Here is a 15,865-nt window from a genome sequence, read left to right as displayed (position 1 = left end):
TTTTGATATAGCTTTGTAATAGGCTTGATATCTAGGAGGTTATACCGTTGGCGAATGAAAATATTGTAATTAAGGGTGCCCGAGCGCACAATCTCAAGAACATTGACGTAACGATTCCGCGTGACCGCTTCGTCGTGCTGACGGGACTTAGCGGCTCCGGCAAATCGTCGCTTGCATTCGATACAATCTACGCAGAAGGACAGCGCCGTTATGTAGAATCCCTGTCAGCGTATGCACGACAGTTCCTTGGTCAGATGGAGAAGCCGGATGTTGATTCTATTGACGGGTTATCCCCGGCGATTTCCATTGACCAGAAGACAACAAGCCGCAACCCGCGTTCTACTGTAGGTACAGTTACGGAGATTTATGACTATCTCCGGCTACTGTTTGCCCGGGTAGGACATCCGCATTGTCCGGATCATGGCATCGAAATTACTTCCCAGACCGTGGAACAGATGGTAGACCGGATTATGCAGTATCCCGAGAAGACCCGGCTGCAGATTCTGGCACCGGTAATCTCAGGGCGCAAAGGTGAACATAAGGGACTGTTCAGCGACATCTCGAAGCAGGGCTTTGTCCGTGTGCGCGTGAACGGTGAACTGCGTGAGGTTACTGAGGATATCGTGCTGGAGAAGAATAAGAAGCATACGATTGAGGTCGTGGTGGACCGTGTCGTCATTAAGGATGATGTACAGACCCGGCTGACGGATTCGCTGGAGACCGCGCTGAAACTGTCCGGCGGGCAAATTCTGGTTGATATCATTGGCCAGGAGGAGTTGTTGTTCAGCTCGAACTTTGCCTGTCCGATCTGCGGGTTCAGTATCGAGGAACTAGCGCCGCGGATGTTCTCTTTCAACAGCCCCTTCGGGGCTTGCCCGGAATGTGATGGGCTTGGTGTGAAGATGGTTGTCGACCCGGATCTTCTAATTCCTGATCAAGAGAAGAGCATTGAAGAAGGCGCCTTTTTGGCCTGGACCGGCAACACATCGAACTACTACCCGCAATTTCTGAAGTCGGTTTGCGAGCATTTCAACATCCCGCAAAATGTGCCGGTAAACAGTCTGTCACCAGAACATATGCAGAAGCTGCTGAACGGAAGGGGGAGCGAGAAGATCCGCTTCCGTTATGAGAATGACTTTGGCCAGCGGAAGGACACGCTTGTCGTCTTCGAAGGGATTATTCCCAATCTGGAGCGGCGATACCGGGAGACGTCTTCCGATGGCATTCGTGAGTTCATTGAAGGCTTCATGAGTGCCAAGCCTTGCCATGTGTGCAAAGGCAAAAGATTGAAGAAGGAAATTCTCGCCGTAACGGTCAACGAACGGAATGTTGCGGATGTTACCGATCTGTCGATTGGAGATTGCCTTGAATTTTTCGACAACATTGCTCTGAGTGAGAAGGAAACAGCCATTGCCAACCTGATTCTCAAAGAAATCAGCAGCCGCCTCGGCTTCCTGGTCAACGTAGGTTTGAACTATTTGACGCTCAGCCGTGCAGCGGGCTCGCTCTCTGGCGGTGAAGCGCAGCGGATCAGGCTGGCAACCCAGATCGGTTCCAGTCTGATGGGCGTGCTGTATATCCTCGATGAACCGAGTATTGGTCTGCATCAGCGGGACAATGACCGCCTCATCTCAACACTTGGGCATATGCGCGATTTAGGCAATACCCTGATTGTGGTTGAACATGATGAAGATACGATGATGGCTGCCGACTATATTATTGATATTGGTCCGGGTGCGGGTATTCATGGGGGGCAGGTCATGGCACAAGGCACACCTCAGGAGATTATGAATGATCCGAATTCCCTGACCGGGGAGTACTTAAGCGGACGCAAGTTCATTCCGGTTACCTCCAATCGGCGCGCTACAGATGATCGCTGGATTGAAATCCGCGGGGCCAAAGAGAACAACCTGAAGAATGTGAACGTCAAAATTCCACTTGGTGTTTTCACGGCTGTAACCGGTGTTTCGGGTTCGGGCAAGTCTTCGCTTATTAATGAGATTCTCTATAAGAGTCTGGCGCGTCAGCTGAATAAGGCTGTCAAGGTGCGGCCGGGTCAGCACAAAGAAATCCGCGGGCTGGAAAATCTGGACAAAGTCATTGAAATTGACCAGTCGCCAATCGGACGTACACCGCGTTCCAATCCGGCAACCTATACGGGTGTCTTCGATGATATTCGTGATTTGTTCTCTAAGACGAACGAAGCCAAGGTGCGCGGCTTCCAGAAAGGCCGGTTCAGCTTCAATGTCAAAGGCGGACGCTGTGAGGCTTGCCGTGGGGATGGCATTATTAAGATTGAGATGCACTTCCTGCCGGATGTTTATGTTCCCTGCGAAATATGCAAGGGTAAACGTTACAACCGTGAGACGCTGGAAGTGAAGTATAAAGGCAAAAGCATCTCCGATGTACTGGAAATGACCGTAGAAGATGCAACAGAATTTTTTAAGAATATCCCGAAGATTCACCGTAAAATGCAGACCCTGCTGGATGTTGGGCTAGGGTACATCAATATTGGTCAGCCGGGAACCACCTTGTCCGGCGGTGAGGCACAGCGCGTGAAACTGGCCTCCGAGCTATACCGGCGCAGTACCGGCAAGACATTATACATTCTGGATGAACCGACAACGGGACTGCATGTAGATGACATAGGCCGTCTGCTTGAGGTGCTGCATCGTCTGGTAGACTCTGGTGAATCCGTGCTCGTTATTGAGCATAACCTCGATGTGATCAAGACCGCAGACTATATCATTGATATGGGGCCGGAAGGCGGCAGTGGCGGGGGTACTGTTCTTGCTACAGGAACACCAGAGAAGATCATCAAAGTGGAGGAATCCTACACTGGCAGATACCTGAAACCAGTATTACTCCGTGACACCGAGCGAACCAAAGCTCTCGAGCTGCAGACCTCAGATAGCATATAACCGTTAGGATTCGAAGCAGGGCAGAGGCGTATCTGACTTGTAGCCGAAAACAAGAAAGGGCCGAGGAATGCACCACGGCCCTTTTACATAAATGGAAACTATTTAATGACTGCTGATCCCGATGATGATTTTGAAGGCATTGCGCGTTTTTCTTGAACGCTTGAAGCCCTCTCTGAAATCCATAATCCATACGGTCTTTCTTATCCATACTCTAATATATAATGAGTGGAATTTGATAGGGTGCACAACTCCCTTTTCTTCGATCTCTGTGCCATCAGTCAGTTCCGTTTCCGTTCTAAGTAGCCATCTGTTGCCAACACCGAACTCAATATATTTCAGAAGACATTACTCCTTGGACGTAGTTACAGGTTCGGATTCCAAAATAGCGGTAAGCTGTTCCTGAAGGGCAGGTACGCCTACGCGTCCCGTAAACGCATGGAAATTCTCCTGTTCTTGACGCTGTTCTGTGTAGAAGGAAATGAGCTGCTCCAGAACGGGTCCCACCCGTTCAGCCTGTACGCGGCCTTTCAACGGCCGGGCGAATTCAGCTGCAGGTCCACGGTCTCCGCAGCCAAGCGTTCCGCCAACAGCAATATCGAACGCATCGGTCATGCCGTCCGGTGTCTTGATCAGCGTGCCCTGCAGGCCGATATCGGCAACCTGCTTTTGTCCGCAGGCATTAGGGCAGCCAATGAAGTGAATGCGCAGCTTCTCATCAAGCCGGATATGCTCATCCAGATAGGCAGCGACACTGACAGCCCTCTGTTTGGTCTCGACGAGGGCCAGGTTGCAGAATTCATTACCCGTGCAGGCGATTGTGCGGCTGATGAAGGGTTTGGCTGATGGGGACAGCCGCTGCAACACTTGTGCATCCAAAAGCGCGCTAAGCTTCTCATTCGGAACCCCGCTGATGATGATGTTTTGTGACATCGTGGTGCGGAGCTTGCCTTCACCGTACTGATCCGCAAGCTCGGCTAACTGATCCAGCTCATCGCTGTTCATCCGGCCGACGGGAACATTCAATCCAACATAACTGAGACCTTCCTGAACCTGTGGATGGACTCCGTCAAAATAAGCGGCTTGCCAGCCAATCGTCTGGTCCTCGCCGCGCGTGGGCAGCTCGCCTACGGCTTCAATCAGTTTTTCTTTGAATTTCTCCGCGCCCCAATCGGCGACAAGGAATTTCAGGCGGGCGTGATGACGTTTCTCCCGGTAGCCGTAATCCCGGAACAGTGTGATAACACCGGCAGCTACCTTCAGTGCCTCTTCAGGCTTAACGAAGACATCAAGCTTTTGCGCCAGATGTGGTTTGGCTGACAGTCCGCCGCCAACCATCAGATGGAACCCCAGAGTTTCAACACCATCGATGACTTTTAGCGCAGGTGTATAGGCCAAATCATTAATTTCCGCTTGTGCGTTATTGTACTTGTTAGCAGACACGGAGATTTTGAATTTGCGGGGCAGGTTGGAGAAGTCACGGTTCAGCATAAAAAAGTCATTCAGTTGCTCCACTATATCCGCCGTATCAAACAGCTCATCCTTGTCGATCCCTGCCAGCGGGTTGCCGACGATTGTCCGCGGACAATCGCCGCAAGCTTCGAAGGAATACAATCCGGCGGCTTCGAGACGCTTGAAGATATCCGGCAGATTCTCGACAGTAAGCCAGTGGAACTGGATGGCTTGGCGTGTAGTCACATCAACCAGGTTCCGCCCGTACAATCTGCCGATTTCAGCCAGTGCTCTGGCTTGACCTGAAGTCATAATACCGGTGTTGATCCGTACGCGCATCATGAAATGGCCATCCCGCGGCTTTTGCTGATACACCCCGGCCCATTTGAACAGATCCATATCATCGGCCGGGATGGAGCTGTAGCCCTCCAGGGCATATTTTTCAATAATGGTGCGGATCACATCCAGGCCGTCCTTCTGCAGTTTGACGAATTCGAATTTGCTCAGTTTCTCGGGAGCAGCATTCCATATCGGTTCGTAAGCCATATCTAACTTCCTTTCTGGTGATGTATCGGATGAATCAAGAAGCCCTAAGATTATAAGCCCGATGGTAACATAGCCTGGAGTCATCCGGCAGTGAGGGTTGTAGCACAACAGTATAACGATTGTTTATCAATAAATAAGGACTTGCTGATAGTTCAAATAGGCATACCTAGGGCATGTCCGTCGTAAGATTCAAAGAGGGGTATATTCGTTGAATAAATAGATATAAGCTGAGTTCTTTGACAAAGAGTGCACAACAGCTACTTCTGTGATCTAAATTGCTGATGTGCAGTATATTTTCCCGGAGAAAAAAATTTTTTGTGACAATTACATAATTTTTTAAGGATTTTCTATTGCGTCACTGAAATGGTAGCGATAACATAGAAGGAGATATGGAATAGATGAACTAGCTTGACAATACTCTTGGGGAGGTAATGCCATGCTGCTTGCTGAAGCTGCCGCGCAAGGACCGTCTAAATTTCATACCTTCGATGTATTTATGATTTTGTTCACCGTTCTGATCTTCATTGGAGTGATTCGGCTGCTACGGGCACCTCAGAAGAACAAATTCGCTATTGCTTTTGGAGTGGTGAGTCTGTTGGTGTTCGTGGTTTCGGACTATGCAATGGTGATGAACTGGATAAGTTAGTACACAAGTGACAATTACAGAGCATTATATTCTAGGAAGACACCTTTAACCGCCACTGGCGCTGCTGAAGGCGTCTTTTTATCATTACTAAAGGGTATATCCATTAGATTTCAGCAATTCATAGATACAGAGAGGGCTGGTGAAGACGGATGTGGTGGGGGAAACGAAAGTATAGAAAGAGTCTAGGCTTGCTACTGTGCGGAGTGCTGCTGTCCGGTACGGGGAGCGGTGCCCATTCAGCACTTGCAGCGGCAATTCCAGACAGTAGTCAGGCTGGAGCCAAGGACTTCAGGGTTGGGGCTTTCAAGCAAGTAGGAACCGCAACAGCTGCCGGCAAAAAGAATGTGGTGATGACAGATGACGCGGTGCCGCAGATTATAAAAGAGGTGTCCCCCTCTGTGGTAGGCATTATCGGCAAATATTCCGGCGACCGCAGCAGCGGACCGGATGACCGGTACAATCTGACCCATGGCTCGGGAATTATAGTCAAAGCGGACGGCTGGATTATAACCAATGCGCATGTCATAAAAGACTTGCAGAACGCGGTAGTGGTCACGTCAGACGCTAAGAGCTACAACATCACAACATCCTATATCGATGAAGTCAGTGACCTGGCGCTAATCAAAATCAATGCCAAATCCCTGAAGCCCGCCAGGTTTGCCAGTCCATCAAGCAAGCTCCAGGTGGGGGAAAAGGTGATTGCTATCGGGACCCCTATTTCCTTTTCGCTGCGGAATTCGGCTACAGTGGGTGTGGTCAGCGGACTGAACCGGGCCGTCGATGCCGCCTATCGTCTGATTCAAAGTGATACGGCTATTAACCCCGGGAACAGCGGCGGTCCACTGGTCAGTATGAAAGGGGAAGTGCTGGGGGTGAACAGTCTGAAATACGCTGCGGTTGGTGTGGAAAATATGGGATTTTCCATTCCGGCGGATACCGTTCAGTACATCATGAACCAGTTGTTCAAATATGGTGAGGTAAAACGTCCCAGCCTGGGCCTGGAGCTTGAGGAGAGCTGGTCCGCGATTGTTGGGCTGCCTGCACAGGACCCGCTGACTGTAACCAAGGTCGTATCTGCAGAAGCAGAACAGGCAGGAATTACTGCAGGCGATGTGCTGTATGCGATTGACGGACATCGTGTTGCTTCACTGGTAGATATCAATGAGTGGTTCAAGAGTTATAAACCGGGTGCAGCAGTGAAGCTGCTGATGCAAAGTGACGGGGATATTGTGACCCGCAAGCTGGTGCTTGGTCAGGGTGACCCGCTGACCGGAGGAGAGGGGGGGGAAGGTGATGGAGATGCTGAAGCACAGACAGAAGAATAGCGGGCTGCCAGTGGAGGTACGACGGATGACAATAAGCAGAATGATGCGGTGCGGGATGTGCGCGTTGCTGGCTGTGTTAATGCTGCTGGCAGGTCTGCCACTCCGGCAGGCACAGGCAGCGGAGCAGAAGCAGCTGCAGCTGAATCTCAAGGTCGGTAGCACTACCGCAACCGTAAACGGCGAGAAGGTTATGATTCAAAAGCCCATCGAGGTTAACGGAACGGTGCTCGTGCCGCTGGGTATATTCAAAAAAGCTTTCGGCAGCACAGTCTCCCTTGAAGCGGACAATGTGGTTAAGGTGATGTACGGACCCCATACCGGGGCGATGACCATCGGCAGTACAACTGCCTGGAAAGACGGGGTCAAGATCACGCTGCCCGTAGCCCCGCGTATGGTTTCGGGAACACTGCTCGTACCGATGCGCTTTGTGGCCGGAGTTCTGGGAGCACGGGTCTCTCCTGGCAGCAGTGGTGGACTGCTGATCACGCTCTCGCCATCAGAGATTGATGAAGAAACGCCGGGGAGCAGCGGAATCGACAGTGATGTCGGCAAAACACGGATAGGCAACAGCTACTATGGGTGGAGCATGAACTATCCATCCGGTCTGGTGGTCGGTGACAGCGGCGGCAATGAAAGTGTAGCGACTTTTACAAATACAGAGAATCTGTATTATCTGGAGGTTCACGTTTCACCGCTGGAAATAGCGGCAGATCCCGATGAATTGCTGGAGAGACTGGTTCGTGCGGCAGAAGAAGGCGGGGAGACGATTCTGGACCGGGTGGTTTTTCCGAATGCGGAGGTTCCCTACGCCCGAATTGTCAGTAAGGATTCCAGCGGTGCTCTGTGGGAAGGACGTCAATATTACAGTAACGGAAAATTATACGAGCTCTACCTGACTGACGATAATGCAGGGAATTACAAGGATCTGAATCCATACGCTTCACTGTTGAACTCATTTATCCCTTCATTTAATGCCGGCGACAAAAGTATCCGCGACCTCTCAACGGTCAAAAACGGTCTGCGCGAAGGATACAACGACGATTACGGAATAACTCTACAGGTTCCTGCAGGTTGGACTATGGATGATCAACACCTGTATTACGAGAGTAACAAGGGAAGCCATCTGCTTGTAAAGGTTTCTTCAGCGCCATCCGGGTCTACACTGGAGAACTGGAGCAAAGATCTGGATTCACAGGTTAGTGATACCTTTATGCCGGGTGCATATACCATGCAGAAGGATATAGAGGCCGTGGTCTCCGGTGAGCCTGTGCGCGTGAAGGAAACGGATCTGAATCCGGGCAGCGGCTGGAGTACAAAGTATCAGATCCTTTTGCAAAAATCCGGCTACCGCTACTACGTCGAATATTTGGCAGCAGCAGGGCAGGATGAGGATAAGGCTCGATTTAAGACGATCTTAAGCTCTATTGATATTGATTTTTCCAGAATCAAGGAGAACTTTGGCAGGCTGGAGACCGATGATTACATAGCGCTCCGCAGCCAGGCTGTAACCAAAAGCTCCAAGACCTACGGCTATAGCATAAATATTCCACGGCTGTGGATACCTTATCAGGATGTTTTTGAGAGTCAGACCGTAGAATACCGGTTCACCGGCGGACGCTTCCAGATCAATGCTACCCCTGAGGGTTCCGTCGATTATGCGGTAGGCTTGCTGCAAAGTTACTACAAGAACAGTAAAAATGATCCCAAAGGCCCTCAGCTAATCAGCATGGAGGAGATTACGTTTGCGGGAGTCCCGGCCACGCTGCTGACGGTCCGCCAGACTAGGGGCGGTATCCCTGGACATATGAAGCAAGTGGTTTTTGGTAAAAATGATCTGGTCTACACCCTCACCATAAACGTAAATGATGCCAACTCGACGCCTGCCCAGCAAGCAGCTCTCGATACGACGCTGAAATCCTTCCACATAGCGGAGGGTGGGGAGTAGGGGATTACTAATGTAATTACGTGGTCTGACTAAGAACGTCCTATTGCCATTCTTGGCAGGTTGGGGCGTTCTTTTTTTTAATTAACCATATCCCTATAAATCTTGGCAAATCAATGGCGAACTGGTGTGATGTTTGATACAATTAACAGGTTAAAAAGCTTTAAATGACCCGCCGGTAAGGCGGTTTGGGAGGATATAAATGAACGAGCAAGGAATACGCAGAGAAGACGTGGAGCTACTGGCTCCGGCGGGTGACTGGGACTGCATGCGTGCGGCGGTGGCGAATGGGGCGGACGCTGTCTTTTTTGGCGTAGAAAAGTTTAATGCACGGGCGAGAGCGAACAACTTCCGCATGGACGAGCTGCCGGAGATTATGGCATTCCTGCACAGCTATGGTGTGAAGGGGTTCCTGACCTTTAACATACTGGTATTTGAGAATGAGCTGCCTGACGCTAAGGAACTGATTGATGCTTGTGTAGATGCGGGTGTGGACGCAGTAATCGTGCAGGATCTAGGGCTGGTCAAAATGATCCGCGAGATCTCACCGGACTTCCCGATTCATGGCTCTACACAAATGACGATTACTTCACCGGAGGCGGTGGAGTTCACCAAGCCTTGGGGGCTGGAGCGCGTAGTGCTCGGCCGCGAGAATAACCTGAAGCAAATCCGTACGATCGGGGAGCAGGCCCGCCTGCCCATGGAAGTTTTTGTACATGGGGCGCTGTGCGTCTCCTATTCTGGCCAGTGCCTGACCTCGGAAATGTGGGGCGGACGCTCCGCTAACCGCGGGGAATGCGCACAGGCATGCCGTCTGCCATATGACCTGATGGTAGATGGTGAGATTAAGCCGATGGGCGATGTCACTTATCTGCTGTCACCTAAGGATCTGGCGGCGATAGATCTGATGCCGGAGCTGATCGAGGCAGGAGTCACCTCCTTCAAAATCGAAGGCCGCCTCAAAAGTCCAGAATATGTAGCTAATGTGGTAGGTAAATATCGTAAGGCAATTGACCGGTATTTTGAAGGGAATTGGTCACCGACCTCCAAGGAAGATATCCGTGAGCTGCAGCAGAGCTTCTCCCGCGGCTTCACGCATGGCTTCCTGGAAGGCACAAACAATAAAAAGCTTGTGGACGGCACCTTCCCGAAAAGCCGCGGCGTCTATATGGGGACCGTAGAGCAGATTCTGCGTGATGGTGTAGTGTGCCGCATTCATGCACCGCTGAAGCGTGGAGATGGCATTGTTTTTGACGCTGGCGATCCGACGAAGAAAGAAGAAGGCGGACGCGTCTACGATCTGCGCCGCAAAGGCGTGAAGCTGGAAGGCGAAGCCGGGGAAGGCTGGATCATTGATATCGTGCCAGGACGCAATGACGTGGATCTGCGCCGCCTCCATGTCGGCGACCGCATCTGGAAGACGAATGACCCTGCGCTGGACAAGGCGCTGCGTCAGACCTACGAAACCGAGAAGCCTTACCGGGTCTTCCCGGTGCATGTGAAGGTAGAGGGGCGGGCGGGTGAGCCGCTTGCTACCTGGTGGACCGACGTTCAGAAGAACGTGACGGTCCGCGTGGATTCGGAGCTTCTGCTGGAAGCCGCGCAGAAGCGTCCGATGGATGCCGCCCTGCTGGAAGAGCAATTCGGCCGCCTGGGCGGGACCGTATTCCAGCTGGAGGCTATGGAGTCGCACCTGGAAGGCGACGTGATCGTGCCTATGCGCGAGCTCAACAGCATCCGCCGCCAGGCGGTGGAGCTGCTTGCGGGCGAGCGCCCGAAACCTCCAGTCTACGTGAAACGGGAGGTTGAGGTCTACGGCGGCGCTTCCCGCAGGGGCGCCGCAGGTCCGCACGGTGAAGCGGAGCTCACCGTGCTGTGCCGCAGCCTGCCGCAGGTGCAGGCTGCCCTCGAAGCCGGCGTAACGAACATCTACGCCGACTTCGAATTCATCAAGCAGTTCCCGGCAGCGGTGGACGCTGTACGGGCTGCAGGGGCCAGTATTGCGCTGGCTACGCCACGCATTCATATGCCAGGCGAGAACGGTTACCATGCCAACATCCTGCGTTTGCAGCCGGATGCTGTCCTGGTGCGCAATACCGGAGCGCTCTATTACTACTTGAAGCGCCGCATGGAGCAGCCGGATGCCGTACATCCGCGCCTGATCGGCGATTTCTCCCTGAATATCGCCAATCACAAAGCGGTAGATCTGTTCCTGAACGCAGGCTGCGACGCAGTAACACCGTCCTACGACCTGAACATCCAACAGATGGTCGATCTGCTGGAACATAGCGATACCTCGCGAATGGAGGTCGTGATCCATCAGCATCTGCCGATGTTCCACACCGAGCACTGTGTCTACTGCACCTTCATGAGCGAAGGCACAGACTATACGAACTGCGGCCGTCCCTGCGAGGAACAGCGAGCTTCCCTGCAGGACCGCATCGGCATGGCCCACCCTGTTCGTGTAGATGAGGGGTGCCGTAATACAGTCTACAACGCAGTGGAGCAGTCTGGAGCGGAATATCTGAACAATTTCCGTGAGCTCGGTGTGAACTCCTTCCGTGTCGAGTTTTTGGAAGAAACGCCGGAGCAGGTTGCTGAGGTCCTCAGCCTCTATAGCCGTGCGCTGCGCGGAGAGATTTCCGGGACACAGGTATGGAAAAGCCTCAAGGCTACCAACCAGCTTGGAGTTACGCGCGGTCAATTGGTGAACGCGAAGTAAGCCGGAACGTTCGGGCGGTGTTCGATTAGCAACAACGCAGGTTCTGTTTGTATAGTGCCTGCATTTCGCCCCAATAAATCCCAGGGTTAGTGTAGTTAGGAGCTTGTAGATAAGCTCTTAGCGCACCGGCCCTTTTTTAATACATATCCCTTGCGGCCTCAATAACATCCCTGCCAAAACACACCCATAACTGCTATAATTAAAGCAAATATGCCATTTTCCCTTTAGTAATGAAATGGAAATTAGAGAAGATCATAGAAGGAGTCCTGTCATGAAGATCCGTAAAGCTATTATTCCCGCAGCCGGTCTTGGCACCCGTTTTCTGCCGGCGACCAAAGCCATGCCCAAAGAAATGCTGCCGATTGTAGACAAACCAACCATCCAATACATTGTTGAAGAAGCGGTCGCTTCCGGCATTGAGGATATCATTATTGTAACGGGGAAAGGCAAACGTGCGATCGAAGACCATTTTGACAATTCATTTGAGCTGGAATTCAATCTGGCCGAGAAGCAAAAGTGGGAGCTGCTGGAGTCTGTGCGCAAATCCTCCGAAATGGCCGATATCCACTACATCCGTCAAAAGGAACCTAGAGGCCTGGGTCATGCTATCTGGTGTGCCCGTAAATTTATCGGCAATGAGCCATTTGCTGTTCTTCTGGGGGATGATATTGTCGAAGCGGACAAGCCCTGCCTGAAGCAGATGATTGAAATTTACGAACAATATAAATCCTCCATCGTAGGCGTTCAACCTGTGCCTTGGGAAGAGGTTTCACGGTACGGTCTGGTGGACGGTACGGAATTGGCTGATCGGGTCTTCAAAGCAAACCGATTGGTGGAGAAGCCCAAGAGAGAGGAGGCTCCGTCCAACCTCGCGATTCTGGGGCGGTATATCCTGACTCCGCGTATCTTTGACATGCTTGGCGAGCAGCAGGTAGGGGTAGGCGGAGAAATCCAGCTGACCGACGCCATCTCCCGCTTGAGCGAAGTGGAGCGCATTATTGCTTATGATTTCGAAGGCAAACGCCATGACGTCGGCGAGAAAATGGGCTTCATCCAGACCACCATTCACTACGCGCTTCAGCATGAGGAGCTCAAGGAAGGCCTGCTCGACTACCTCAAAGCAGTGATTGACAGCGAAGCACAGAAAGCAGCGAAGTAAAGGCTACCGATAGCATTTTTTTGACCCTGGCCCCCGGATTCATCTCTAACTAATTATTATTCAATCCAAAAAGAGCGCCTCACTGAACTCAGTCAGTGGGGCGCTCTTTGATTTACAATCTCATTTCCCTTAGTACTGCGTATTTACAATAGCATCGATCTGAGCGGCTTCCGCTGGATCTGCGGCAATCAGCTTGTCATAGACTGGCTGATCTTGAGCAGCATTTGCTTTCTTTAAGGCGGCCAAGTACCAACGGGCAATCTCGCGGTTGGCTGCATCCTTATAATCTTCGGACAGGCCAAGTTTCAAGGTATTGGAGGCCGCTTGAACTTGACCTGCCATCAACTGGATTCTGCCCGCATTGAGTGCAATTGCAGGAGTGACAGGGAGTGACTGGACCAGCAAGTCGGCTTGTACCTGGTTGTAAGCATTAATCCCGACATTTAGATACATGACTTTACCGTCAGCATCCTGCTGGGTGAAAGCCTGCTGAGCCAGCTCATAAGAGCGGGCAATAAGCGAACTGTACCAGTTCGTATCCCAGAGGGTTTTGCTGTTCACAACATCTGCATAATGATCACCAAGCCCAAGCTTTAGGGTCGCCGTGGCTTCCTCGTTTTGTCCTGCGATCTGCTGCATTTTTGCCGCATTCAGAGCAATCGTCGGTGTTACCGAGAACGGACGGCCCTGCAGCTGCTCAGGAGGCAGAGTTTTCAGATGCTCCACACCATCCGTTACATGCTTATAAGCATCAAGTCCTGCAGTTAGGTACTCCTGCTTCTTAGCTTCGTCCTTTTTGGCATTTGCTGCACTTGCCAGCGCCTGGGAGCGGCTGATCAGAGCATCATACCATTCAATATCCCAGTTAAACTTATCTGCGTTGTCCCGATAGACGGCGAAGGAGAGCTCGCTTTGGCCTTTCAGTTCATACGATGTAGCCAATAGCTGGAGCAGCTTCTTGTTATATGGCTCATCCTTAAGCGCACGGTTGATCACGGTGAACGATTCGTTCAAGTACTGCTGATCCTGAGTTTGGCCATACACCTGCTGGTCCATAGAGGCGAGGTATGCCGCTGCTTCCGGATGGTATGGACGATCCTTTAACGCGGCTACCAGAGGTGCCTTGAGCTCCTCATATGATTGACTTACACCCATCAACTCCTTGGCCTTCACGGCCGAACTACTGGAGCTAATGGCGCTAATCGACAGGAAGAGCATAAAGGCTGTTCCGATAGCCAGGGCTGCAAGGTAACCATAGCGTACCCCTGTTGTATTCCAATTCCGGCGCAGCGGCTTGCTGTCCATGGCAACGCCCATTCCGGCAAGACCGATAAATATCAGAATGCCCATAAAAGCATAGCTGAGATTGAAATCCAGCAAGCTGTGGAGAAGAATCGATAAAGCAATAATATAGAAAAAGAATCCATTCTCAAATTCATTTTTATCCCGTTTAAGATATCCACGAATGTATTTATAGAAAATATAGCCGATAAAACCCATGAACACGATAAATCCGACAATACCTACCTCAATCAGATATTGCAGGAAGAAGTTATGCACCTGACGGCTTGTATACGGGTTGTTCTGATAGTGCTCATACAGCGAAGTCCAGCCCCCGCCCCCTGCTCCAAGTATCGGATAGTCCTTAATAACCTTTACGGCATCCTTATAAAAAGTAATACGTTCAAGTACACTGTGCTGCTTGAAGTTGATGTTCTCCAGACGTGTTTCCATGTTGGCAGGAAGTACGGTGCGTACGCTTGTACCGATCAACAGGAAGGCAACAACCGCAACCAGCACAACGGAGAGGAGCGGTAGCCACAGACTAGAAAGCTTGCGTGATTCCCAGCCGCCGAGCTTGTTCTGCAGCCAAGGAGAGAGATACTGCTGAATGGCCCAGCCAAGTACGGCGACCACAGCGGAGGCCCCAAGCAGATAAGCCCAGCCCTTTAATGCTGCAGCAGAAGTGAAGGCTGTATTCAGTTCCGTCCCAAGATTGGTCATCGGGCCCGCAATGGCAAGCGAGGCAACGCCGGCAATAGCAAGATGGATAATCCAGAGAATCTGCTTTGCAGGCTTCAGGGACAGTAGCAGAAGAATGAAGACCACAGGCAGCATCACTAATCCCCCGCGGGACAAGGTCAGCAGCAATGAAATAATAATAGGAACGAGCATGAATCCATGCGTCAGCGTTCCATACCACTTCTTGGATCGAACCAACGCGAAGACAGCCACAAATAGAAATGCCATCAGAAAAGCCGCGTATGTATTCGCATATTGGAAAATCGAGGTCAACCGCAGGCCATTGGAGTCCGTCATTACCGCATCCAGATATTTGCCTCCGCGTACAGTATCGGAGAACCACCCCACCAAACCTCCGGCTAATTTCCAGCTGCCCAGCCAATTTAGCAGACCAAAACCTACAATAAAATAAGAAATAGCCAGTATAGCATTTTGAATGACAACATTTAGTTGCTTTTGCTTGAGCAGATATAACGCTATAATGAAGACTGCAATATACATACTCTGAACAAAGAGGATATTCATCGCCATATAATGCGAAACAGCGACAAACAATGACAGGGCATACGTTATAGGAAGCAGCAGCGAAGCCACAACCAGCAAGTCGCGTTGTTCCTCCAGCTTGAACTTCTTATAGAACAAGCCCATCCAGACCAGCAGCAAAAGACCGCTGAGTAAGGAAGACACATAAATCGGCTTTTCAAAGTCGATCTGCTGCCCATTAAACAATCCTACCTGAAATGGGGTCCATACCAAAAACATAATGAAAGCAACAACCAATGCCCACACCGGGCTGGATATCTTTTCAACATTTCTCGACTGAGCTGCATTTTTACCGTATACTGGTTTCGACACGTTTTAATCTCCTTTTCCTGTAGGTACGTGGATATTTTAACATAGGACTATATGTAGAGTCAGTAATAATTCGATTTTATCTAGTATGCATAAAATTACAACAAATTAATAAAGAGGTAATTTATATAAAAAGGTTGAAATAGAAGTTTGGAGGAAACTGGTTTAGTGTAGAATCAAATATATATAACCTAATCGATTTATTAATGGTCAAGTCTGGAAATATTGAATTCTAAATATTGAATGCTAAGTTTAGATAACAACAATACAGAGTACTGTTT

9 protein-coding genes are annotated in these 15,865 nt (G+C 50.8%); 6 read left to right on the top strand and 3 right to left on the bottom strand.

The window, feature by feature from the left end:
- The first annotated feature begins 47 nt into the window (after positions 1–47).
- On the top strand, positions 48–2,921 hold the full coding sequence (gene uvrA / locus A3844_RS15825; RefSeq protein WP_074107878.1) for an excinuclease ABC subunit UvrA: 2,874 nt from the start codon (positions 48–50) through the stop codon (positions 2,919–2,921).
- Positions 2,922–3,023: 102 nt separating this feature from the next.
- Here uvrA and A3844_RS15820 read toward each other — a convergent pair whose 3' ends face one another.
- Positions 3,024–3,260, bottom strand: coding sequence for a DUF3977 family protein (locus tag A3844_RS15820; RefSeq protein ID WP_074107877.1), 237 nt, complete (start codon positions 3,258–3,260; stop codon positions 3,024–3,026).
- A gap of 6 nt (positions 3,261–3,266) precedes the next feature.
- Positions 3,267–4,916: a nitrite/sulfite reductase gene (locus tag A3844_RS15815; RefSeq protein ID WP_074107876.1), complete on the bottom strand. Its 1,650-nt coding sequence runs from the start codon at positions 4,914–4,916 to the stop codon at positions 3,267–3,269.
- A 436-nt stretch (positions 4,917–5,352) separates the two neighbouring features.
- Here A3844_RS15815 and A3844_RS15810 point away from each other — a divergent pair, with 436 nt between their 5' ends.
- The 5 genes from A3844_RS15810 (at position 5,353) to galU (ending at position 12,710) form a co-directional block, all read left to right on the top strand.
- Complete coding sequence (locus A3844_RS15810; protein WP_074087233.1) at positions 5,353–5,562, top strand: hypothetical protein; 210 nt, start codon at positions 5,353–5,355, stop codon at positions 5,560–5,562.
- Positions 5,563–5,711: 149 nt separating this feature from the next.
- Positions 5,712–6,887, top strand: coding sequence for a S1C family serine protease (locus A3844_RS15805; protein WP_425270605.1), 1,176 nt, complete (start codon positions 5,712–5,714; stop codon positions 6,885–6,887).
- Positions 6,856–8,832 (top strand): stalk domain-containing protein, encoded by a 1,977-nt coding sequence (locus A3844_RS15800; protein ID WP_083606877.1) that lies wholly within the window; start codon positions 6,856–6,858, stop codon positions 8,830–8,832. The genes A3844_RS15805 and A3844_RS15800 overlap by 32 nt, the downstream gene beginning before the upstream one ends.
- A gap of 199 nt (positions 8,833–9,031) precedes the next feature.
- Positions 9,032–11,551: a U32 family peptidase gene (locus A3844_RS15795; RefSeq protein WP_074087228.1), complete on the top strand. Its 2,520-nt coding sequence runs from the start codon at positions 9,032–9,034 to the stop codon at positions 11,549–11,551.
- A gap of 271 nt (positions 11,552–11,822) precedes the next feature.
- The gene (gene galU, locus A3844_RS15790; RefSeq protein ID WP_074087226.1) at positions 11,823–12,710 is read left to right on the top strand and encodes a UTP--glucose-1-phosphate uridylyltransferase GalU; all 888 of its coding nucleotides are present in this window, start codon (positions 11,823–11,825) and stop codon (positions 12,708–12,710) included.
- A gap of 129 nt (positions 12,711–12,839) precedes the next feature.
- Here galU and A3844_RS15785 read toward each other — a convergent pair whose 3' ends face one another.
- Positions 12,840–15,587, bottom strand: a complete 2,748-nt coding sequence (locus tag A3844_RS15785; RefSeq protein ID WP_074107874.1) for an O-antigen ligase family protein — start codon at positions 15,585–15,587, stop codon at positions 12,840–12,842.
- Positions 15,588–15,865: the final 278 nt, after the last annotated feature.

This window comes from Paenibacillus helianthi (genome assembly GCF_001909055.1).
Lineage (GTDB): Bacteria > Bacillota > Bacilli > Paenibacillales > Paenibacillaceae > Paenibacillus_AQ > Paenibacillus_AQ helianthi.
The sequence above is the reverse complement of the archived record's forward strand: the minus strand, read 5'-3'. Positions and strand labels throughout refer to the sequence as shown.